The following is a 24,341-nucleotide window of genomic DNA, read 5'->3' on the forward strand; positions in this document are numbered from 1 at the left end:
GACATTGTGCATTATCCTTTGTCTATGTTAGGCCTGTATGCTGTTTATTAAAGTCCACATCATAATTATAAGTGTTTCTATAAGCTTTGGAAAAAGCTTTATTAGTAGAGAAAAACTGGATTTTTACTCCATTGTCTTTCCTACTAACCAATTACAATAGAATTTTTTTAAATTGATTTATAGCACTATATGAAAACACGAAGTACAAAAGCCACCAGTTCTAAAATAGAACTGGTGGCTTTTTTTATTCATTCCAATAGCTTATTTCGCTATTACAACTAAATTTTATTTTTTCCGTTTCTTTGCTCCAATGGCTGTTGCACCCGCTGCTGCCAATACTATTAACCCTGCAATTGGAGCAACATCGCCTGTTTTTGCTGCATTTGCTTTTGTTGTAGATTCCTGTCCAGTTTGAGTAGCTGTATCATTAGTGGATGGTGTTGTTTCTTCTGGAATACTTCCATCTACTGCTACTAACTGATCCATTGCAGTTTGTACATTTGTTACTGCTGTATCTACTTCTTTCTGAGTCACATTTTCATCTGCCATTACGTCATTTGCATCTTTTACTGCCGCTTGCAGTGCTGCATAGCTTTCCTCTGTGTATGCACTTGCATCTTTACTATTCGCTTCTGCAATTACTTTTTCCAGGATGGATTTATCCGCTTTGTATCTCAGGTTCAGCATCGCATTCAACAGGTTGTTTTCTGCTGTTTCGATTTCTGTCTGCATTGCGTTATCTTTATTCGCAAGTAATTCCTGTGCTGCTTTCAATGCTTCTTTAAATTCTGCTTGACCTGCTTCTACATAGTCATTCATGTCGTAGGTTTCCGCCAATACTACCAAAGATTCTAAGGAAGCAATATCGCCTTTCACAAAGCCCAGTTTATGAATTTCTGTCATTAATGCCTTCCATGCTGCATCTACTGTTTCCTGATTTGCTGCTGGATCTGCTGCTACTTCTTTCGCTGCATCCAATGCTGCATTAAAGGTTTCCTGTACATCTTTGATGACATTGTTAAAGTCATCAGATGCTTTCTGTTCTTCTGCGTAGGTAATCACTTTGTTCAAGATATCTTTATCTGATTCTTCTACTACGCTACCTTGTTCACTCGCTACAAAGTGGTAACTTCCACTGCCTACTGTGTATACATAGTCACCGTTTTCTTCCTGGCCTACATAGGTTATTCCATTTCCATCTTTCTGGAAAATATCATTGCCGGATTCGGTAATAGTTTTTGCGTCTTTCATTGGGATTTTAATCGTTGCGGTGCTGTTTGCTGGAACAGTTACATCCCATACCAGATCGCCGTCTACTATATCCCAATTGGATTCCGCCAACCCTCTGATGGTATCAATTGAGCTATCTACATATTCCAGTTCGCTTTCGATACCTGGACGGTAGATAATTTCCTCATAACCTGCTCCAGTTGCTGTAATTCCGCCTAAGCCTTCATATACCCAGGCTCCTAAACCGCCGCCCATCATCGCATGGTTTTGGGAATCCCAACGGTTCTCCCCTGGAGGATTGTTGGAATTAAAGGTTTCACCTGCTTTATCCCAGTATTCCCACAAGGTTGTGGCGCCATTGTCTAACATATATCCAAAGGAACATTTATCTGGAGTGGTTGTCAAATCCAACAACACTTTGTGTTGGTTTGCTTCGGATAATGTATCATAAATGGATTTTGTCCCTAATACGCCTGTCATTAATGTAGTATTTGCGTTAGAAACATTGTTTAAAATGCTTTGGACAATCGTATCTTTGTCCTGCTCCGCAACAATCCCCAAATCTACTGCCATAGCATTCGCTGTCTGAGTATCACTACTATAATAAGTTCCCTGGTTAAATTTAGCTTGGATTGCCTGGTTCATATTTTCCAAATAAGCATCCAGTTCTGTATGGTCTTCTCCAATGATTTCAGCCATTTCGGACAGTAATACACCGGAATAGTATACATAGGAAGCGGAAAGCCAATTACGGTCCACTTTACCATTTTGGTTATCATAGCCCAGCCAGTCGCCAAAAGTATTGTTTGTAATAATATAATCGTGGTCAGTGTCCAAATTTTGATAGAATTGGAATACTTCCATCATACTTGGATAAGCCATTTCGATATAATAGGAATCTCCGGTTTGCATATAGGTCTGGTATGGGAATACAAAATAAGCGGATGTCCAGGTTGGATCAATATATCCGTATTCATCAGTACCTTGAGGCATAGATGCTGGTTTTGGTACACGAACTAAAGGCTGGCCATCTGGATAAATATTATCATACATGGTTTTCATATATGCTTCCGCAGAGTTATAATCTGCCAACATCATAGAAGCTGCCTCTTTAATAACAGAAGCGTCCCCTGTCCAGCCATCTTTTTCACGTTGAGGGCAGTCGGTGTAGTTCCCCACCAGGTTAGATAACTGGGATTGATGGTACATGTCATATATTTTATTTAATCTATCATTGGAAGAAGTAAAGCTACCTGTTTCCTCAATATCATCACTGACAAAACAAGCTGTAATATTTTCTGCTGTCAGTTCCCCTGGAAAATTCTCCACTTCAACATAACGGAACCCAGTGGAGAAGAATTTTGGTTCAAATGTATCGTTTCCACCAGTCAAGGTATAGTTATTATAAGGGAAATGGTAGGTAGTATTTGCGTAAATGCTTCCATCATCGTTTTGTAATTCCGCATAGCGCAGGGTGACTACGTCGTCTTTTTGCCCTTTTACATTCAACCGCGCATATCCGGACATATTTTTGCCGAAGTCAACAACATAACATTCTGTCGCTTCTCCTGGTTCTGGGAAATTCCATTTTGTTGTATCCACACTGTCAAATTCATCTGACCAAATCACTTCACCGTTTTGGCTTACACGGATGTAATTTACGGAGAATTCTTCTTGAACACCAGCACGAAGCCCTAATCGCCCCGAGGTCTGCCCATCCGCAAAGGTATTGGTACAAATCAATTCATCTTCCAAATAAGTTTTTACTTCATTGCCTTTTACCTCAATTTTCATCTTTAATGGGGTATCATATTGGACTTTAGTGTTTGGATAGGAATCACGCTGTGACCAATCTCCTGGTTGATGTGTTTTTACCACATTTCCCTCCGCAACATTGAACTGCCACAATCCTCCATTTGGATTTCCAGAACCAAACAGAAGCCCAAAAGCAGTATTTTTCACCGTTACTTCTGTTTCAATAGTATAATCTCCATAGAAGCTTTGATTGGTATAATAAGTCTCTTCGCCACTTGTTCTAGGTAAATATAGCTGACCATCCGCCGCATAAGGTTTCGATTTATCGTATTTCGTAACTTTTTGAATACTAACTGGTTCTACTTCTTTAATTACTTTTGTTGCGGAAACTGCAGGTTCTACAATTGGGTCAGCTGGAACATTCCATTTATCTGAGTCAATCTTATCAAAATGATCTTCAAACAAAATGTTTCCAGATTCATCGGTTACCTTTAAATAATCCATAGTAAAGGCTTCATCCACTGTGGAACGGAATCCAATTTTGCCAGCGGTTTGCCCATCTTCAAAAGTGCGGGTATCAATCAAAGTATCCTCTAAGTAGGATTCCACGGTATTTCCGGTTATTTTAACTTTCATGATCAAATCTTGATTATACTGGATTTGGTCATTGACGTAGGACTGGTTGGTAGACCAGTTACCCGGATTATGTACTTTAAACAGATTCCCTTCAATTACATTAAATTGCCACAAAGCGCCATTTGGATTACCGGAACCAAAAACCAAGCCAAAGGCGTTTTGTTGAACAGAAACTTTTGTTTCAATAGTATAATTGCCGGAGAAAGACTGATTGGTGTAGTAAGTGCCTGCATTTGCTGGAACTACCAACTTGCCATCTTCGCAGTACATGGAAGTGGACCCACAAATTCTGGCGTTGGACCAAGTATTATCCTCTACATAATCGTTGGTATCCCATCCAACCAGCAAGTTGGGGTTCTGGTCTTCCCCTGTTTCAAAAGTAGCTCTGGTTACCGGAGAACTGGTGCTTCCTCTCCAATCTGTTCCAGTGTTAATCTCCTGAACACTGCCATCTTTATAATAGATTTTAATTGTTCCTAAAGTTTTTCCACCCATTGGAGTAACATTACCCAGCATAATCCCTGCTGTGTTTTCCCCATCTAATAGATAAGGTTTAATATCATAAGTATTATAATATACCCGAACATCAGGAACTGGTTTTTTTGGTCCAAGAACCCATTCCCCTACTTTTTGTCCATTCATTCTGGTTTCAATCATAGAGGTAGATGTCATATAAGCTCTAGCACGGTCGACTTGATCCAATGGTTGATCAAGCTGGAAAGTCTTACGAACTACTCCATAACCAGACCCAATCCAATTTCCATTTAGTTGTTCTGGTGCTGTTTCAAATGTTTCTGGTTCACTAAATCCAGATTCATGTCCATGCTGGTCACGAATATTAACCTGCCAGGTATAAACCGTTTCTGGTTTTAAATTTTTTGGAGTAATACCGGATTGGTCATCCGATTCTACCCAGCCACTCTCCCAAACTGGATTACCTTGTGTATCTTTTACAATAACAGAATAATGTGTTTGTAATACTCCACGTTCTTGCGCATTAATATTCCATGCGAAACGCACATTATCTGCGTCAATTCCAATATCACTATTAGAACTTGTTTGGAAAGCGGAGACTTCCAAACCATCGCCCTCTAAGGCAAACGCTGGAAGTACTGTACCAACAACAGATACTGCCATCGTTGCAGAAAGCACAACGCTTAAAAGCCGTTTCATCTTCATATTCTTTTTCCTCCTAGATTTTAAAACTGTGTTTTCATTGGAATAACCATAGCTTCCAAATAAAATACAAGCTTATTATACTCTGATATAGATTTCATCACAATAGAATAAATTCATAAAACTTATCTAGTTTTATTATGCATATTTAACATTAGATAGATTTCCGTAAATTTTCTAAAAATGAGATTAATATCAATAGAACACTGCTTCCATAGAGACTTTGTTTTTATCTCCAGTAGAACTGACCAAAACAAAAAGAGGACAGAATAGATTATCTATCCTATCCTCTATCTATAGAAGGTATGTCGTAAGCAGATATGTTCCTGTTTTCGTTTAACCCTCGTTGTTTGCATCCTTTATTGGATGTTTTATGAGCGTTAACCGTTTATGTTTTTATATTTTTTATAAAATACTACTCCACTGGTCGCTAACCCTGCAGCTACTACCAGCAATAACAGCCCCATTTGATTATCCCCGGTTTGAGGAGATGTTCCAGTGCTTCCAGATCCATCTGTCCCTTTGTTTACATATACTAATGCTACCGGAGACGCGGAGTGAAACGCTGCTGTTACTTTGTTTTCACTCTGGGTTGTATTTAACAGTTCCCAGCCATCTTCCGCACATTTGTGCAGTACAAATACATCGATATTGGATGTTGTGGTATTACAAATAAAATCCACATTTACTGGATTGCTTTTTGTTGGTGCTGGAGATACGTCCAAATCCATGTTATAAATTTTCGTTAAAAAATGATACTCATTGATATCGGCTGTACCTTCATAAGCTCCCTCTACTGAGAATAAATCCAATTTATCTATCCCCAATGCTTCACTTAAGCTTTCTTTCAATTGGGTATTTAATTGGTCTACTTCCTTTTGTAGTTCTGCTGTTTCAAAGGTGTCATTTAACGTTACTGTTCCGCCTTGCACATCAGCGCTTACAATACCGCCAGTACCATTGGAAATACTGTTATACTCTACAGCTCCTACAGATGTTGCACCTATCATCGTTACCATCGCTACTGTTAAAAGCCCTGCTAACATTTTTTTAAGTTTTTTCATCTCTACCATCCTCCTTTCTCAAAAATTTTATAATTATATATGCCTACAATTCCATACTTCTACCTATGTTATTGTTCCACCATTACTGCTTGTACCAGATACCGATAATTATCTCCATGGCGGTCACAAGTGGATAATGTGATAATATGGCTTTCCTTTGTCAAATTAATATTTCTATCAATATTACTACTCATGTCTCGAGTATCCAAAATTCCTTCTAGATACCTAGAGAATACTTCTGGGTCATTAAAATTAAAGCTTTGCATCAAGTGTCGATTATCATACAAATAAGCCGCAAAAATCTGGTATTCTAAGATATCATCTTCGGTATAAATATAGACAGTTTTATTCTGATCAAAAAACCCTTTATCTTCATATTTGTGAAGTGCTGCAAACATGGAACCATCTTTCATGTTATGCCCATAAATCAGGGTGTTTGGATCTTGAAAATCCTTTGTATTATAGTTCTCTGTAAAAATAGAACCTGCTACATTTTCTTTCCCGTCAGAGGTACGGTACATATAGTAGGAATTATCGGTCGGATGTTGCACAATAGGGTAATCAATCACTGTACCCGGAATATTAATCCACGCATAAGCATCCGGCATTGTTTCCTGTAATTTTTTAATATCCACTGGAGGCGCTTGTTTCACTTCCTGCTCTTCTGGTTCTGAAGTTTGGGAAACTGTTGCCTTTTGTCTTTCATCCTCATAGAATTGCTGTGCGGTTTTCTTTTGCAAGCTCATCCCCACAAACACTGCTGTCAAAACTACCGCCAATAATACACATAGAATGGATAGGAGTAGCCATATCTTTTTTGTTTTCACTCTGTCCCATCCCCTACTTTCACTTCATCATAATAGTTGTCGATGATCATCTGATAAAGTTCATCTTCATTGACATGATACTCCGCATAATATTCTCCACTGGTGGTTTCCCCTGGAAGTTTTACCATATCATCCGCTGTAAATCCAGAATTCAATACCAAGGAAGCTAAATATATTGCCTGGTCTATCCCGATATTAGTAACCATCTGCTGTGACAATTCTTGATACATCTGTAATGGTAGACTTGGGTTTTCTTTCATTTTTTGTTCTGCTGCCTTTAGGAAGTTTACCGCATACTGTTTTTGCCGGCTCATCCTGTCGTCATTGCTTTCCAAACCAGTATCCCGTTGTTGTAGGAATTTACTTGCCTGTTCTCCCTGTAACGTTACTGTTTTCCCATCTTGTAAAGATGGAACCAATTTAGAAAATCCTTCTGGAACGGTAACCGTAACTCCTCCTACCGCATCATTGAGTTTCTCAATTGCTTCCAGGTTCACGGCACAATAACCATGAATCGGCATTTGGTAAAATAATCCGGATACCGCCTCTTTCATCATCTCACAACTGGTATGCGCCCCATCCCCAAAGGAATAGGCTAATCCTAAATGGTTAACTGATTCTCCAGTAAAGTTCCCAGAATAATCATAGTTTTTGATTTGAACCATCGTATCCCTAGAAATTGAAATGATATTCATATCATTGGTTGTCGGGTTTAAAGAAATCAAGAAGATCGCATCTGCTTGTCCACCTTGTCCAGATACTCCTTCTACTGTTTCAATATTTTCTGTTTTTTTATCGATCCCCATACACAGGATATTAATAGTATCTTGATTACAACGGTATACTTTTCCGTTATAATAAATATCCCCTTCCTGTAGCTCCGCAGGTTGTTCTTCCTGTGTTTCTGGAACTTGGCCCTGCACTGCTGCCGCAAAAGAATTCGCACCATTTACTTTTAAAATATGGTAAGTTCCAAACGCTGTCATGGATAATAAAATCCCCAAACAAATTAAGATAATGACAACACGCAGTAAAATACGAAGGGCTGATTTTTTTGTAAAGGAAAATTGGAATAATAATAAAATACAAGATCCTAAAACCGCTCCAATCAAGTTACATAAGATATCAACAAAATCAAAAACGCCTTTTTGGAAGATCCATTGTGCCAATTCTACAACCAAGCTGAATCCAACAGCTATGAGCCAATCCCAATAGATTGTTTTTTTGTTTTTCCGTTGGAGGAACAGAAAAAATCCAATTGGAATAAACAGTATAACATTACATATCGCTTTTAAAATCCATTCCATATGAAAAGTTGTTGGTACCACCTGAAATCCTGAGCTGCCTACAGGAGAATGGAATAATATTTTTACCCCTATCACCCAAATAGCAAATACAGCCAGCATTCCCCAAAGGCTGTATTTTTTACATATTTCCCGAATATCGAATGTTTTTCTCAGACTGGCGAACAAATATACTCCAACTAAACAGAGGAAAACTCCTATTAATATATAAATAAATACCATTGGTACATTTAACAGTCCATTTGAGATCCATTCGACCCCTTGGATTAATTTACTGATTGTTCCCATTTTTCAGCTCCTATTCTCTTTGCTTATGGATTGTAAAATATATTTTTATGCAGATTTCTATACTAAGTTAAAATACTTATAATGAAATTGCTTTATCTCTTTCTAAACTTAATCAATAATTTGCTACCTAACAGCTATAAAGCTGTATAAAATACTCTGATTTGAAAATACTATTAATATTTCATGAATCATATACCATTTAAAAAAGCAGCGTTATACTATCCTGAATGATCATAACAAAAATATATTACGATACATGTTAATCAAGAATAAAATCTATTTTTTATCTTTGAAAACTAGATTCGCAGTATAAAATTTCACTGTTCATATAAATTGATAGTGCCTGTTTTCAGAAAGGGGTTCCATATGAAAATCATTTTACTAATAACTGGCGTTTCGATTAGTTTTATCGTGCTATTTTGTTTATGGTGCTGTATCCGTGTAGGTTCCTTATACGATAGGGAAAGACAGAATCTAAACGAATTGAACTATCTCCAAAAACAGAAGAAAGAAGATCCCTAATCAAAAAACGAAAGCCATGGTTCCATATAGCGATCTGATAATAGACAATTAAAAATATAATAAAATGTTTAAATCGTAATAAAGAAAGATTTCGTTTGCATTTTTTCAATAGAGTGTATGCTATTCTAAAAGATCATAGCCAAATGGGGACTCAGTAGGCTATATAACTAGAATTAAAAATTTTCCGTTAAATCACACAGATTCCTCTTATAGAACTGAGGACAAAACCAAGTATATTGTTCAATTTAACATAAACATCTATTTTAAAATTTTCTCCATACCATTTTATCCACTACACTAGTATAAGATTGGATGATTTTCACAACCTTTGTGGATACCAATTCATCAGTGTAGTCTGGTACAGGAACACCGTTGTCCCCATTCTTTACCATATCCACCGCTGTTTCAACGGCTTGTATCAGTCCCTTTTCATCAATTCCAGCAAGGATAAAACATGCCTTGTCAAGTGCTTCGGGACGTTCAGTAGATGTTCTGATACATACAGCTGGATATGGCTTGCCAATCGAAGTAAAAAAACTGGATTCTTCTGGTAGGGTGCCAGAATCCGAAACAACAGCATAGGCATTCATCTGAAGATTATTATAGTCATGGAACCCCAAGGGTTCATGTTGTATCACACGAGGATCCAATAGAAAACCAGACTGTTCCAAACGTTTTTTGGAGCGAGGATGGCAAGAATACAGAATTGGCATATTATACTTTTCTGCTAGTCGATTGATCGCGGTAAAAAGGCTGATAAAATTCTTTTCTGTATCAATATTCTCTTCCCTGTGCGCTGAAAGCAGGATATATTGCTTTTGATTCAATCCAAGTCTCGTTAGGATATCGGATTTCTCAATTTCCTCCAAATTCTGGTGTAATACCTCTGCCATAGGAGAACCTGTCACATAAGTGCGTTCCTTAGGCAGCCCACATTCAGCCAAATAACGCCGAGCATGCTCAGAATAGGCTAGGTTAACATCAGAAATGATATCTACTATCCGCCTATTTGTTTCTTCTGGCAGGCACTCATCTTTACATCTATTTCCTGCCTCCATATGAAAAATCGGAATATGAAGTCGTTTTGCTGCAATTGCGGAAAGACAGGAATTGGTATCCCCTAAAATAAGTAACGCATCTGGTTTTATTTGATTCATTAATTTATAAGAGCAATTTATAATATTGCCAACAGTTGATCCTAAATCATCCCCAACAGCATCCATATAAACTTCTGGATCATTCAATTTAAGGTCTCGAAAAAATACACCATTCAGATTGTAGTCATAATTCTGTCCGGTATGGGCAAGGATACAATCAAAATAGTTCCGGCATTTGTTGATAACTGCCGCCAGGCGGATAATTTCCGGACGGGTTCCAACGATAATGAGAAGTTTTAACTTCCCGTTGTCTTTAAAATGGATATCAGAATAATCTATCCTTATTTCACTCATGTTTTTTACGCTCCGTTCTCTTATACTGGTTCAAAGAAGGTATCCGGACGCTGTGGGTTGAAAATCTCATTGCACGTCATCACCGTTACAAGGTTTTCTGTATTACTCAAGTTGATGATATTATGGGTCCATCCCGGAATCATATGGACAGCTTCAATCTTATCACCGCTCACTTCAAACTCAATTGTTTCACCTGTATGGATATTGCGTTCCTGGATCAAGCCATGTCCAGCCACAACGATAAACAGCTCCCATTTGGAATTATGCCAATGCTGCCCCTTGGTGATCCCTGGTTTACTAATATTGATAGATACTTGACCACAATCAGCTGTGTGGATAAGTTCTGTAAAGCTACCTCTATCGTCCACATTCATCTTCAAGGCGTATTTAAACTTCTTCACAGGAAGATAGGTCAGATACAGACTGTACAGTTTCTTCGCAAAGGAACCCTCTGGCATCTTCGGCATCATTAACGTAACTGGCTGCTGTTTAAATTCCTGCAAAAGATCCACGATTTCACCGAGCGTCACTTTATGGGTTACCGGTACACAGCAGTAGCGTCCCTCAGGATTTACTACTGTTTCCACACCATCAAATTCACAGTGAATTTCTTTCTCTTCCAGCAGGTCAAACATTCCCTCTATCAAATCATCAATATACAGCAATTCCAATTCGGTGCTTCGATCATTGACCGTAAATGGCTCATCGTTGGCTACTGCCCAACAGAAAGTAGATACCGCCGAATTGTATTTTGGACGGCTATGCCCCATGAGGTTTGGAAAGCGGTAAACCGCTACTTTAGCCCCTGTTTCTTTGGAGTAATCAAAAAACAGTTCCTCCCCAGCTTTCTTGGAACGGCCATACTCAGAATTGCCAAAGCGCCCGGCCAAAGTTGCCTGAATGGAGGAAGAAAGCATGATAGTAGCTTTGTTCTGGTATTTTTTTAGAGTATCCAAAAGAAGATTTGCAAAGCCAAAATTTCCTTTCATAAAATCCTCTGGATTTTCTGGGCGGTTGACTCCTGCTAGATTAAATACAAAATCAGCAGATTGACAGTAGACATCCAAATCTTCTGGTGTAGAATCAATATCGTACTCGTAAATCTCATCAATTTGGATTCCTGGACGAGTATGGTTTTTCTTTTCTTTAATATTCTTCAGATTGGCCATCAGGGCGGTACCTACCATACCTTTGGCACCGGTTACTAAGATATTCATTCCCATTCTATCGTCCATCCTTTGCCAATTCTTCCTGTATGTAGGCCAGTGAAGCAATCTTAGCTTTTGTCTCTTCTACAGTTAACAACTGTGTATTATTACTGTTAAACTCGCTGAGTTTGGTTCTTTCAGTATTTCCTTCTGTAAAATACTTGTCGTAATTCAAGCCCCTTTTATCACATGGCACTCGATAAAAGTTACCCATGTCAATGGCATGGACGCATTCCTCATTGGTAAGTAGTGTTTCATACATCTTCTCACCATGGCGGATACCAATAACCTTTATGTCTTTCTCACAACCATCAAAAAGTTCCATAACAGCTTTTGCTTGTGTTTCAAGCGTGCAAGCAGGTGCTTTTTGTACAAGGATATCCCCTGAATGACCATGTTCAAAAGCGAACAACACCAAATCAACTGCCTCATCAAGGGACATAATAAACCTTGTCATGGATGGTTCTGTAATTGTGATTGGTTTACCAGCTCGAATCTGATCAATCCACAACGGAATCACCGAACCGCGAGAGCACATCACGTTACCGTAACGGGTACAGCAAATCTTCGTATTTTTACTAGTGCGGCTTTTAGCGACGATAACCTTTTCCATCATAGCTTTTGAGGTTCCCATAGCGTTAACAGGATATGCCGCCTTATCTGTTGATAGGCAAACCACTGTCTCTACATCAGCTTCAATCGCCGCTGTAAGGACATTATCAGTTCCTATTACATTGGTCTTTACTGCCTCAATCGGAAAAAATTCGCAAGATGGCACCTGTTTTAAGGCTGCGGCATGAAAGATATAGTTCACTCCAACCATAGCGGTATTAATTGAATTTATATCACGGACATCTCCTATATAAAATTTTAGCTTATCCGCATACTCAGGAAATCGTGCCTGATATTCATGCCGCATATCATCCTGTTTTTTCTCATCACGGGAAAAAATACGGATTTCTCCGATATCGGATGTAATAAAACGATTTAAAACCGCATTCCCAAAAGAGCCTGTCCCTCCTGTAATTAAAAGAGTAGCGTTTTTCATACGATCAGGAATATTTATTGGTAAAACTGATGGATTAAATATTTCACTCATGATTATATCCTCTCCCATTTGAATAATTATCAATTTAGCAGAACCATAGAATGATTTTGAATCATAATTTAAAGTATCCAATTAAAATCCTTTTCTGCCTTTTTTGTAATATGTTTGAAACAGCAGCAAATATAATAATCTTTATTTGCTATAAAGCTATGTAATACCGGCAGGAAAGCCATTACCTGCCAACTATTATGGTTAGTAAAATAGCTCTCTTTCTTAAACTAAGCACTACCAAAAATAAAGTTTATAATTGTTTGATATACTAGCTTTGTTAAAGATAATATATCCTTTTCAAAAGTAAAAATGTTCTTAAATCAATCTATCTCAGTTTAAGTCCATTTTCTTTTAATCGTTCTTCTAACGCTTTCATCCTCGCAAGATCTTCTGTTGCCATATGATGATAAAATTGATGTTTATTACGAAGATAAGAAAGCTCAAATTCTAAAGCTAAACTTATCATTCTTGTAGCTTTAGCCTCCGAATCAGGACGTGGTAAAACAACCTTCCGAGTCTCAAATAAATCAATAGAATCGCCAAGTTTCATCAAAAACGGCACTGTATCAATTGATATACCGCCACCAATAGAAGATACTAAACCTTCTTTTTTTGCCATCTCACAAAGCTGTAAAACTTGTTGAAAAACTGCCTCACCATCAATTTTATCTCTACTAACTCCCATGGAAGCACTTAAATCAGAACGCCCCACTACCACCGTATTCAAAAAACCTTTTGCAACGTTTAAGATATCAGAAAAATTTTGCGCACAGGTAACAGTTTCCGCATTTATAATCCATTCAATATTTTCGATATGATCTGCATATGCTTTATTCGCAGCATCCTTAAATTTCTTCATAGCAAAAGGCGTTTCAATCATAGGTGCCATTATACCGGATGCATCTAAAAGTTTACATTGCTCAATATCTCGCATAGCTTCGCATCCACCAATTTTAATATTGAGCTTGGTGTTCCCACAAAATACAACTTGATTTAGCATAATAAGCTCATCAAGTCTACTGCCTTCAGCCTCAAATTCAGCTTTAATCGCTATCATCCCATACTCTTCTCGAAGTTCTTTTATAATTTGAAGCATCCTTTTATTTTCTGCGTTCATCTGACTCTCACTTTCTTATCTATTACTTACTACATCAAGTATTATTTGTTTTATTGTCTAAAGCCCACTCAACCATTTCCTTTATTCCAGATTCCAGTTGTACTGTAGGCTCCCAGCCAAGTTTCTCTTGAATTTTGGTATAATCACAATAAATTCCAAATTGATCACCAGGTGTACTGCCACTATACTCAATTTCAACAGAATAAGGTAAATGTTTACATATCTCAGAGATTAATTCTTCACAAGTTGTTTTTCGATTTGTACATACATTGTACACATTATAAAATGACTCTTCTTGTCCTTGGGCAGCTAGCAAACAGGCTTTTACATTATCGCTAACATGAGTAAAATCACGAAAACGTTCTTTATCTCCCATGACATGAATCCGTTTTGTATTTACTGCTTGTGCCAGGAAAATACTAACCATTCCCTGTCGCAAATTCTGCATATTTTGTCCAATTCCATATGTATTATTAAATCGAAGCGAGGTACAACGAATACCAAATGTTGAATAGATTCGCATATAATGTTCACTAGCAAGTTTGCCAACTGCATAAAAAGTTTTTGGCTTGATTTCGCTTTCTTCTGTCACAGGGCATGGATTTTCATCTCCATATACTGACATTGAACTTGCATAAATAAATCGATTACATCCAGTCCGTTTGGCATAGTCTAATAAAATAAGGGTGCTTGCAATGTTTGAGTTCATATCATAAATTGGATCATCAAAACTTGTCATACCGCCACTTTGACCCGCAATATGAAAAATTGCATCAAATTTTTGCTCTCCTAACTTTGCAATTATATCAGGATCATAATCATTTCCTTCAATAAATTTTACCCCAGAGGGAATATTTTCAATAAAACCTGTTGACAGATTATCAATTGTTGTTACTTGATGACCATCTATAACGAGTTTTTTTGCAAGATGTGAACCAATAAAACCGGCTGCTCCAGTAACCAAAAAATTAGCCATTTTTTTTCGCTCCTTTTTTTAATTTATAAATAAATCCTTTAACAAGTGCCTTCTCTGAAGAATTCAAAACAAACAACCATAATATTACACAATGAATAACTCCCCAAATAGCGCCTTTAACAATAAATAGCCGTAGAGATGTAGTTGGATAAATTGAGGAGATAACAAATCCAATCCCACAAGAAATTAATAATGGGATATACATTTTAAAATGACATTCCTTAAAATATCGCATAACATCCAAGCCAAGCTTTTTGTAATAAATATAATTCATTAGGATAATATGTGATAAAATAAGGGCTAAAGATATCCCTACTGCCGCTCCAATAGCTCCAAAGCTTTTCCCCAAAGTAAGTGTGGTAATAATACTTATAACACTCCCCAAAGAGTACACTAGCGCCCTATATTTTACATTATTTGTTGCGTAAATCATTTCAGTTCCAATTGCTTGGGAAAAATGCACCAAAGAAGGGACTAAAATTAAAATCATTACATAATAAGACCGGATATATTTTTCCCCAACCCAGCATATGACAAATTCTTTTCCCATAGAAACAAGTGCAACTACAAACAGAGAAACAATAATCAGTTGTATTCGTCCCACTTTTATCATTAAATCTGTAATCTTTTTTTTATCTTCTTTTGCAATTACCATACGTGTTACCTGCGGGAGATATAAATTATTAAATGCAGAACCAAATAAACAAATATAATTTTCAACCGAAACCGCAACAGCAAATATAGAAATTTCAACTGTATTAGAGATAATACCTAGTAAAGATGGGATAAAAGTAAAAAAGAATCGATCTGCTATTGATGCAATCATAACCCAAATTGAAAAACCAAAAATTGATTTTAACATGGCTTTATCACGATATGTAATTTGAATTTTAATTTTTTCTTTTCTCTTAATATAGAGAAACTTTATTAAATTTACTAAAAATATAATTGATGTGTTAAAAAAGACCACTGTAAACAGTGACCCTCCCAGCAATAGTGCAATTACTACTGCGGATACAGTAATAATTTTAGCCAATAAATCAAACAGTTTTTGAGCATATAATCGTTCGTATGCTGTAAAGATTCCATTTACAGGCAATAACGGAAACGATAATAAGGATACGGTTCCAGCGATGATAAAAATGCCTTTAAAATTTTCAAGTTCGGCAGGTGTCAAACTAACATAAATTTTCCCTAAAAGAGAATATACAGTAATAAGAGCAATCAAAATAATAAAATCTAAAGTTAAAAATAGTTTTGTTGTAACACCTAATAATTGCTCAACTTTATGCTCAGCTCCTTCAGCACGATACCGAGCAATAAATCGTGTAATAGAGGCACCTAATCCAAAATCCAATACAAAATAAGTCATAACTGAATTGACAAGAGAAAATAATGCATAATTGGATTGGCCTAGTTGCCCTATTAACCATGGCGTATAGAGAAAACCTGAAATAATATTGAAAAAAATTGTGATATAAGAAACAATTGCTCCTGCTTTCACCTGATTAATCTTATGCATTATCCTGCCCCTTGTCTTTTTCTGTTACAATAATGGAATCAAAATCCACCCTTTCAAAAGCTTCAAGTTTACCTCCTCTTGTAGCGTTATAGATATGAATGCCATGAGCTTTACAATATTTTTCTGCTGTAAGATACGCCCGTGTCATTTCTACAACTTTTGGTAAATTAATTGAATCAATCGGAACTTCCGCCTCTGCAAAATAATTTTTCTCCCCTGTATTCTGCTTGATTATATTTCCATCATCATCAATCTCAATGGAATAGTTATGATCAACACCTAAGAGATATATCTCAGAAAATCCCATATATACAGCAAGTTGTATGCATGTATATGTAATTGTTAATCCCTCAAATACTTCCTTAGAGGCATCCTTACTAAATCCATAGAGATTCTTTTTTGGAGGTTTATAACGCATCGGTATCATTGCAACATTTTTGCTACTACAAAATGCTTCTGGATATTTATGATACTGTTTTGCCGATATAAAGCTATAGAATGATTCTGCTATGGTTCCAGGTAGATCTTTCTTCATATTATCAATTACTTCGCCATGTGCTACGAACTAATCCAGCTTGTAATTGAGAAAAACAATCTGCACGATCTCGACACTTGGATTTTCTTCAAGTGGATTTTCAAAACCTTTGTTGCGGTGCTGCTGGTAACAAATACTTGGAACATCGTCATGGGCGTATTTGACATTACACAGAGCGTCGTCAACGACAGCGCGGGCGTTATCATATCCGACACAAGCATAGATATTGCAACCGTTATCACCGATATAGAAGCAAAGCTGGACGCTATGAGCGTCGGCGGGCTTTTGGGGCTATGGTTTCAATCACTCTTTGTGGGGCTTACCATGAAAGCGTTGTCTATCTGTATCATGCTGGTGGTGTACGGGCGCATGATTGAAATATACCTTGTAACGAGTATCGCCCCTATCCCCGTTGCGACAATGGTAAATCGTGAATGGGGCGGCATGGGACAGAACTACTTAAAATCCTTGCTTGCCCTCGGTTTTCAGGCTTTTCTAATTCTTGTGTGCGTCGGTATTTATGCGGTTTTGATACAGACAATCGCAGCAACCGATGACATATCCGGCGCGATCTGGTCTTGCATGGGCTATACCGTCCTCTTGTGTTTTACGCTTTTCAAAACGGGAAGCCTTGCAAAATCCGTATTCAGCGCGCATTAAGGGGGTGCAGATGAAGAAATACAAAATCATTTACGCCGATCCCCCTTGGAGATACGCGAGAAGCAAGGTACAGGGCGCAGCGGAAAAGCACTATCCCACTATGAGTATTGAGGAACTTTGCGCTTTACCCGTCAAAGAAATTGCGGATAAGGACTGTATTTTATTCCTATGGGCGACGTTCCCGCAGCTTAAAGAAGCGTTGCAGTTAATCAAGGCTTGGGGATTTACCTATAAATCCGTTGCCTTTGTATGGTTAAAGCAAAATCGGAAATCGCCCACTTGGTTTTATGGCTTGGGCTTTTGGACGCGAGGAAATGCGGAAATCTGCTTGCTTGCTACCAAAGGACACCCGAAGCGACAATCAAACAAGGTACATCAATTTATTATTTCCCCTGTTGAGCAGCACAGCAAAAAGCCGGATATAACGCGGGAAAAGATACTTGCCCTTATGGGCGACCTACCGCGTATTGAACTGTTTGCAAGGCAGCATACCCCTGGTTGGGACGTATGGGGAAATGAAATCAAAAGCGACATACGGTTTGCCGGAAAGGAGGTTTGAAATGGCGTATGTAACCGTCCCAAAGGATTTAACCAAAATCAAGAGCAAGGTAATGTTCAACCTTACCAAAAGACAATTACTCTGTTTCGGCGCGGCGGTGGCTATCGGGCTACCGCTATTCTTTTTGACAAAGGACAGCGCGGGAACGACAACGGCGGCTTTGTGCATGGTGCTTGCCATGCTGCCCATGTTCCTACTCGCTATGTACGAGAAGAACGGGCAACCGCTGGAAGTGATTATACGGCAATTTGTGGAAGTGAAGTTTCTTCGCCCCAAAGAGCGACCTTATCAGACCAACAATTTTTATACCGCCCTTGCGCGGCAGGAGCGATTAGATAAGGAGGTACGGGCGATTGTCAAAGGAAAAGGGAAAGACCCAAAACAAAAAGCGTAAACTTACGCGGCAGGAAAAGAAACAGATCGACGCGCTTATCCGGCAGTCAAAGGGCGACGGGAAGCCCCATACGGCGCAGGACAGCATACCGTTTGAACGAATGTATAAGGACGGGATTTGCCGCCTTGCAAACGGGCGGTATTCCAAGTGCATTGAGTTTGAAGATATTAACTATCAGCTTGCGCAGCCGGACGACAAGACCGCCATTTTTGAAGCCCTTTGCGATATGTATAACTCTTTTGACGCTTCTATCAGTGTGCAGCTTTCCTTAATCAGCCGCCATGCGAACAAGGAGGATTTCAAGAGCAGTATCACGATTGCCCCACAGAATGACGACTTTGACAGTATCAGAGCCGAATACACCGAAATGCTGCAAACACAGCTTGAACGCGGCAACAACGGGCTTATCAAGACAAAGTTTCTCACCTTTACCATTGAAGCAAAAGATATTAAATCGGCGCGGGCGCGGCTTGCCCGTATCGAAACGGACACCCTCAACCATTTTAAGGTGATCGGCGCGGCGGCGCGGGTATTGGACGGGAAGCAGCGGCTTGAAGTGCTGCATGGGCTTTTCCACCCGGACGGGGAACGCTTCAACTTTGCGTGGGAATGGCTACCCGTAAGCGGCCTTTCCGTCAAAGACTTTATTGCCCCGTCCTCTTTCCGTTTTGGCGACGGGCGAATGTTTCAAATGGGCGGGAAGTTTGGCGCGGTTTCCTTTTTGCAGATTGCCGCGCCGGAACTTTCAGACCGTATGCTTGCCGACTTCATGGAAGCGGAAAACGGGATTGTCGTCAATCTGCACATTCAGAGTATCGACCACAACGAAGCGATCAAGACGATCAAGCGGAAAATCACCGACCTTGACCGTATGAAAATCGAGGAACAGAAAAAGGCAATCCGCAGCGGCTACGATATGGATATAATTCCGTCCGACCTTGCCACCTACGGCGGCGAAGCGAAAAACCTTTTGCGGGATTTGCAGAGCCGGAACGAGCGAATGTTTTTGCTTACGCTGTTAGTTTTGAATGTGGCAGACACAAAGCAGAAATTGGACAACGACGTATTTCAGGCCGCAAGTATCGCACAGAAATACAACTGTATGCTCACCCGCCTTGACTACCGGCAGGAACAGGGGCTTATGTCCTCTATCCCATTGGGCGAAAACCTAATCCAAATCCAGCGGGGCTTGACGACTTCCAGCACCGCCATTTTCGTCCCCTTTACGGTACAAGAGCTGTTCCAAAGCGGCGAAGCGTTGTATTACGGCTTAAACGCATTATCGAATAACATGATTTTGTGCGACAGGAAAAGGCTGAAGAACCCTAACGGCTTGATACTCGGCACACCCGGCAGCGGCAAGAGTTTTTCGGCAAAGCGCGAGATCACCAACGCTTTTCTCATTACCGCAGACGATATTATCATTTGCGACCCGGAAGCGGAATATTACCCCCTTGTGGAACGGCTGAAAGGGCAGGTTATCAAGGTTTCGCAGAACAGCACGCAGTACATTAACCCGATGGATATAAACCTCAATTACAGCGAGGGCGACACGCCCATAGCCTTAAAGAGCGATTTTATCCTTTCCTTTTGCGAGTTGATTATGGGCGGCAAAAACGGGCTGGAAGCGGTTGAAAAGACTTTGATTGACCGCGCCGTTATCAGCGTGTACCGCAGCTACCTTGCAGACCCGAAGCCGGAGAATATGCCGATTTTGGGCGACCTCTACAATGAAATCAAGAAGCAGCCGGAAAAGGAAGCGCAGCGTATCGCGTCGGCATTGGAACTCTATGTAAATGGCAGTTTGAACGTGTTTAACCACCAAACAAACGTTGACATTCACAACCGCCTTGTCTGCTTTGATATTAAAGAACTCGGCACCCAGCTACGAAAACTCGGTATGCTCATTGTCCAAGATCAAGTTTGGAACAGAGTTACCATAAACCGCAGCGAAGGCAAGGCGACGCGGTACTATATCGACGAGTTTCATTTGCTGCTCAAAGAGGAACAGACCGCAGCGTACAGCGTTGAGATTTGGAAGCGTTTTAGAAAATGGGGCGGTATTCCGACAGGTATCACCCAAAACGTGAAAGATTTGTTATCGTCCCGCGAGGTGGAGAACATTTTTGAAAACAGCGATTTTGTGTATATGCTCAACCAAGCCCAGGGCGACAGGGAAATCCTTGCAAAGCAGCTTAACATTTCGCAGCAGCAAATGACCTATGTAACCCATTCCGACGCGGGCGAGGGGCTTATCTTCTATGGCAACGTGATTTTGCCCTTTATTGACCGTTTCCCGCAAGATACGGAACTCTATCGTGTAATGACGACCAAACCCGGCGAGGTGTCGGCATGAGGATAGAAATGGACAAAATCTATTGCGGCGACAGCTTGCAGGTGCTTCAAACCTTGCCGGAAAATGCAGTTGATTGTTGCGTAACGTCCCCACCCTACTATGCCTTGCGGGACTACGGCGCAGACGGGCAGATCGGACGGGAAGCAACGCCGGAGGAATATGTTTCCCGTATTACGGCGGTATTCCATGAGGTAAAGCGGGTGCTTACGCCGGAGGGTACTTGTTGGCTGAATATCGCGGACACTTATTGCGGCACAGGCAGCAAAGCCGACCACCAAGACCCCAAATACCCCAAAGGCAGGAACGGGCAGCAAGTGGCGTTTAACCACCGCGCCCCCGGCTGCAAGCCCAAAGATTTAATTGGTATTCCGTGGCTTGTAGCCCTCGCCTTGCGGGGCGACGGTTGGTATTTGCGCAGTTCTATCATTTGGCACAAAACAAACCCCATGCCGGAAAGCACGCGGGACAGGCCGACCCGCTGCTATGAATATGTGTTTCTGCTTACCAAGTCAAAGAAGTATTATTACGATTGGCAAGCAGTAGCCGAGCCGATAGCCCCCACAACGGCGGGGCGGCTGAAAAGCGGAGTTAGCAAAGGAAATAAGTATAACGTTACTGTTCCGGGGCAAAACCAACCGCAGAAAATCAACCGCCCCCGCGAAAAGGGCGCATACGCCGACGAGTTGATTTCTCCCGTCCGCAGCCGCCGCAACGTTTGGCAGATTAACAATGTCGGCTATCATGGCGGGCATTTCGCAGCGTTCCCGCCGAAACTTGCGGAAACGTGCATTTTGGCGGGCTGTCCCATCGGCGGGATTGTCCTTGACCCCTTTTTCGGCAGCGGCACGACGGGCATGGTAGCAAAACGGCTTAACCGCCGCTATATCGGCATTGAGTTAAACCCCGACTATTGCGAACTTGCAAAACAGCGGATTGGAGGTGATGAAGATTGAGCAAGGAACTGAAAGCCCCCGACAAGGTAACGCAAAAAATGACCCGCGACGGTGCGGTTGCGGAAAACCTCACGACGGGCGAAACGTCCAGTATCAGCGAAAGGCCGCAGGAAGAAAACTATTCAGCCCCCGCAGGGGTGGCAGCGGAAAAGGTTGTGCAGCATATCGGCGCAGAGATTGAGCGACACGCAGCAAAAGGCGCGGAGAAAAAAGCCCTTGACGCGACGCAGCCTAAAACCCATTCTTCCCGCTTGCAGTTTTCCGAAGCGGAACGGGCAACGCCGGAACTTCAAAAAGCGATCAAGAAATCGGATAAGGCGGCAGACTGTTTAGACGCAGCGCGGGCGGCTATCCCCAAGCAGACCAAAATCAAGAAAGAGCGCGTTTTTGACGAAGCGAAAGGCAAGGCAAAGACGCGCCTTTCCTTTGAAAAGACGGATAAGCCCCCAAACGGCAAGTTGCGGCATAACCCCTTATCCCGTCCGGCACAGGAGTTAAACAGTACCGTACATGGGAAAATCTACGAGGTAGAGAAAGAAAACGTCGGTGTGGAAAGCGGGCACCGGGTAGAACTTGCCGGAGAGAAAGCGGGCGGCATGGCGGCGCGGGCAGTTAAGGGCGGCATACGCCGCCATAAGCTGAAACCCTACCGGGCAGCGGCGGCAGCGGAAAAACAAGCGGTAAAGGCAAACGCAGATTTTCTCTATCAAAAGGCGTTGCACGATAACCCCGCGCTTGCGCACTCCAACCCCATTTCCCGTTTTTGGCAGAAGCAGCGCATTAAAAAGCAGTATGCAAAAACGCTGAAAGCGGGCGGCAAAGCGAAAAAAACCGCTGAAGCCACCGCAAAGGCGGCGAAGAAAACCGCGCAGGAAACCAAACGGGCGACGTTCTTTGTTGTCCGGCATTGGAAAGGCTGCTTGATTGTGGGCGGGATTGCCTTTATCGTGCTGCTGCTTTTCGGCGGGCTGTCCTCTTGCTCCCTCTTTGGCGGCAACAGCGGCAGCGGCTTGATTGCGTCGTCCTATCTCTCCGAGGACGCGGATATAACGGGCGCGGAAAGCGCGTATGCCGCTATGGAAGCCGAGTTACAAGATATGCTGGACAATATCGAAAGCGAATACCCCGGCTATGACGAATACCGGGTAAACGCGGACGAGATCGAGCATGACCCCTATGTGCTAATTTCTATCCTTTCCGCGTGGCATGAGGGCGTGTTTACACTCGATGAAGTGCAAAGCACCCTTGAAATGCTCTTTGAGAAACAGTATATCTTGACGGTCGAGGAAGAAGTACAGGTACGCTACCGCACCGAAACAAGGACGGACAGCGAGGGCAACCCCTATACGGTTGAAGTCCCCTATAACTATTACATTCTTCATGTGGATTTGGAAAACTTCAACCTCTCCCATGTCCCCGTTTACATCATGGGCGAAGAACAGCTATCCATGTACGCTATGTATATGTCGTCGCTGGGAAACAGACCCGACCTTTTCCCGCAATCCGGCTATGTGTCTAAATACTATGAAAACCCGCCCGCCGATTATGAAGTACCCGCCGCGCTGCTGGGTTCCGATGAAAAGTTTGCGCGGCTCATGGAGGAAGCAGATAAATACGTCGGTTTTCCCTATGTGTGGGGCGGCAGCACCCCGGAAACCTCTTTTGATTGCAGCGGCTTTGTGAGTTATGTGTTGACGAACAGCGGCCTATACAATACGGGCAGACTTGGGGCGCAAGGGCTTTACAACATCTCAACCCCTGTTTCTAACCCGCAGCCGGGGGATTTGGTGTTCTTTACGGGTACATACGACACCCCCGGCGTTTCCCATGTGGGGATTTATGTGGGCGAGGACGGGGACGGAAGCCCCGTCATGCTGCATTGTGGCGACCCTATCCAGTATTCAAAGCTGGACACCAGCTATTGGCAATCCCACTTTTACGCCTACGGGCGGTTAAATTACAATTAAAAGGAGTTGAAAAATGAATATTGTATCTTTTGGCGGCGGCACGAATAGTGCCGCCTTACTTATTGGCCTATACAAGCACAAAATCCCGATTGACCTTATCACCTTTGCCGATACGGGCGCGGAACACCCGCATACCTATCAATTTATCGAGATAATCAATCAATGGCTTGCGGAACACGGTATGCCGCAGATTACCGTTGTGCAGTATGTTGACCGCTACGGCAACCGCCTATCTCTTGAAACCGAGTGCTTGCGCTCTCATACGCTCCCGTCGATTGCCTACGGGCATAAGCGTTGTTCGCAGAAACACAAAATCGCACCGCAGGAAAAGTTTTGCAACCACTATGCGCCTTGCCGCGAAGTATGGCAGCGCGGCGAGAAAGTCAACCGCTATATCGGCTATGACGCGGGAGAAGTGAAACGGTATGAACATTCCCGCAAGTACAACGAAGCCGACAAAAAATATCATAACCGCTACCCCCTCATTGAAGAATGGGGCTGGAACAGGGACGATTGTATCCGGGAAATCAAAGCGGCAGGATTGCCGCAGCCGGGTAAATCGTCCTGTTTCTTTTGTCCGAGCATGAAGAAACAAGAGATTTTATATCTCAAAGAACACTATCCCGATCTATTTAACCGGGCGGCGACTTTGGAAGAAAACGCTATGCCCTATCTTAAAACCGTTAAGGGATTGGGGCGCAGCTATTCATGGAAAGAACAGTTTGGAAAGGAGTAAATGACT

General features: G+C 41.3%; 18 protein-coding genes and 1 pseudogene. 8 read left to right on the plus strand and 11 right to left on the minus strand.

From position 1 onward, the window contains the following. Positions 1–285 precede the first annotated feature (285 nt). The 4 genes from BQ2683_RS11580 to BQ2683_RS11595 form a co-directional block, all read right to left on the minus strand. Positions 286–4,800 carry a family 78 glycoside hydrolase catalytic domain gene (locus BQ2683_RS11580; protein ID WP_069989183.1) on the minus strand — a complete coding sequence of 1,505 codons (4,515 nt, stop codon included), beginning with the start codon at positions 4,798–4,800 and terminating at the stop codon, positions 286–288. A gap of 377 nt (positions 4,801–5,177) precedes the next feature. After that, complete coding sequence (locus BQ2683_RS11585; RefSeq protein ID WP_069989184.1) at positions 5,178–5,861, minus strand: LPXTG cell wall anchor domain-containing protein; 684 nt, start codon at positions 5,859–5,861, stop codon at positions 5,178–5,180. A 68-nt stretch (positions 5,862–5,929) separates the two neighbouring features. Continuing rightward, positions 5,930–6,688, minus strand: coding sequence for a class B sortase (srtB, locus tag BQ2683_RS11590; RefSeq protein WP_069989185.1), 759 nt, complete (start codon positions 6,686–6,688; stop codon positions 5,930–5,932). Then, the gene (locus tag BQ2683_RS11595) at positions 6,685–8,280 is read right to left on the minus strand and encodes an LCP family glycopolymer transferase (protein WP_069989186.1); all 1,596 of its coding nucleotides are present in this window, start codon (positions 8,278–8,280) and stop codon (positions 6,685–6,687) included. The genes srtB and BQ2683_RS11595 overlap by 4 nt, the downstream gene beginning before the upstream one ends. Before the next feature lie 366 nt (positions 8,281–8,646). On the opposite strand from BQ2683_RS11595, the gene BQ2683_RS13465 reads away from it, so the two are divergent. Further along, a complete protein-coding gene (locus BQ2683_RS13465; RefSeq protein WP_159427381.1) occupies positions 8,647–8,802 on the plus strand; it encodes a hypothetical protein in 156 nt (51 codons plus the stop codon). Between the two features lie 263 nt (positions 8,803–9,065). Here the strand turns inward: BQ2683_RS13465 and wecB are convergent, their stop codons facing one another. From wecB to BQ2683_RS11630, 7 genes are all read right to left on the minus strand, one after another. Further along, complete coding sequence (gene wecB / locus BQ2683_RS11600) at positions 9,066–10,253, minus strand: non-hydrolyzing UDP-N-acetylglucosamine 2-epimerase (RefSeq protein WP_069989187.1); 1,188 nt, start codon at positions 10,251–10,253, stop codon at positions 9,066–9,068. Between the two features lie 20 nt (positions 10,254–10,273). Further along, on the minus strand, positions 10,274–11,470 hold the full coding sequence (locus BQ2683_RS11605) for a polysaccharide biosynthesis C-terminal domain-containing protein (protein ID WP_069989545.1): 1,197 nt from the start codon (positions 11,468–11,470) through the stop codon (positions 10,274–10,276). Positions 11,471–11,477: 7 nt separating this feature from the next. Next, complete coding sequence (locus BQ2683_RS11610) at positions 11,478–12,509, minus strand: polysaccharide biosynthesis protein (RefSeq protein WP_141720236.1); 1,032 nt, start codon at positions 12,507–12,509, stop codon at positions 11,478–11,480. 376 nt (positions 12,510–12,885) lie between these two features. Further along, a complete protein-coding gene (locus BQ2683_RS11615) occupies positions 12,886–13,677 on the minus strand; it encodes an aldolase/citrate lyase family protein (protein ID WP_069989189.1) in 792 nt (263 codons plus the stop codon). 34 nt (positions 13,678–13,711) lie between these two features. Next, positions 13,712–14,653 carry an NAD-dependent epimerase/dehydratase family protein gene (locus BQ2683_RS11620; RefSeq protein WP_069989190.1) on the minus strand — a complete coding sequence of 314 codons (942 nt, stop codon included), beginning with the start codon at positions 14,651–14,653 and terminating at the stop codon, positions 13,712–13,714. Then, positions 14,646–16,175, minus strand: coding sequence for an oligosaccharide flippase family protein (locus BQ2683_RS11625; protein ID WP_069989191.1), 1,530 nt, complete (start codon positions 16,173–16,175; stop codon positions 14,646–14,648). Before BQ2683_RS11625 ends, BQ2683_RS11620 begins: the two co-directional genes overlap by 8 nt. After that, entirely contained in the window at positions 16,168–16,710 is a 543-nt protein-coding gene (locus tag BQ2683_RS11630) for a motility associated factor glycosyltransferase family protein (protein WP_069989192.1), read from the minus strand. Before BQ2683_RS11630 ends, BQ2683_RS11625 begins: the two co-directional genes overlap by 8 nt. A gap of 12 nt (positions 16,711–16,722) precedes the next feature. Between BQ2683_RS11630 and BQ2683_RS11635 the strand changes: the two are divergent. The 7 genes and pseudogenes from BQ2683_RS11635 to BQ2683_RS11665 form a co-directional block, all read left to right on the plus strand. Next, positions 16,723–17,370 (plus strand): annotated as a pseudogene (locus BQ2683_RS11635) (VirB6/TrbL-like conjugal transfer protein, CD1112 family); the annotation flags it as partial. Between the two features lie 10 nt (positions 17,371–17,380). Beyond that, a complete protein-coding gene (locus tag BQ2683_RS11640) occupies positions 17,381–17,929 on the plus strand; it encodes an MT-A70 family methyltransferase (RefSeq protein ID WP_002604480.1) in 549 nt (182 codons plus the stop codon). A gap of 1 nt (position 17,930) precedes the next feature. After that, on the plus strand, positions 17,931–18,323 hold the full coding sequence (locus BQ2683_RS11645; protein WP_002604479.1) for a PrgI family protein: 393 nt from the start codon (positions 17,931–17,933) through the stop codon (positions 18,321–18,323). After that, positions 18,283–20,679: a VirB4-like conjugal transfer ATPase, CD1110 family gene (locus tag BQ2683_RS11650; RefSeq protein WP_002604478.1), complete on the plus strand. Its 2,397-nt coding sequence runs from the start codon at positions 18,283–18,285 to the stop codon at positions 20,677–20,679. Before BQ2683_RS11645 ends, BQ2683_RS11650 begins: the two co-directional genes overlap by 41 nt. Next, a complete protein-coding gene (locus BQ2683_RS11655; RefSeq protein ID WP_002604477.1) occupies positions 20,676–21,632 on the plus strand; it encodes a DNA-methyltransferase in 957 nt (318 codons plus the stop codon). Before BQ2683_RS11650 ends, BQ2683_RS11655 begins: the two co-directional genes overlap by 4 nt. 38 nt (positions 21,633–21,670) lie before the next feature. Beyond that, on the plus strand, positions 21,671–23,599 hold the full coding sequence (locus BQ2683_RS11660; protein ID WP_425516017.1) for a C40 family peptidase: 1,929 nt from the start codon (positions 21,671–21,673) through the stop codon (positions 23,597–23,599). A gap of 13 nt (positions 23,600–23,612) precedes the next feature. After that, positions 23,613–24,335 carry a phosphoadenosine phosphosulfate reductase domain-containing protein gene (locus tag BQ2683_RS11665; protein WP_002604475.1) on the plus strand — a complete coding sequence of 241 codons (723 nt, stop codon included), beginning with the start codon at positions 23,613–23,615 and terminating at the stop codon, positions 24,333–24,335. The last annotated feature ends 6 nt before the right edge of the window (positions 24,336–24,341 follow it).

The organism is Massilioclostridium coli (assembly GCF_900095865.1).
In the GTDB taxonomy this organism is placed as follows: domain Bacteria; phylum Bacillota; class Clostridia; order Oscillospirales; family Ruminococcaceae; genus Massilioclostridium; species Massilioclostridium facile.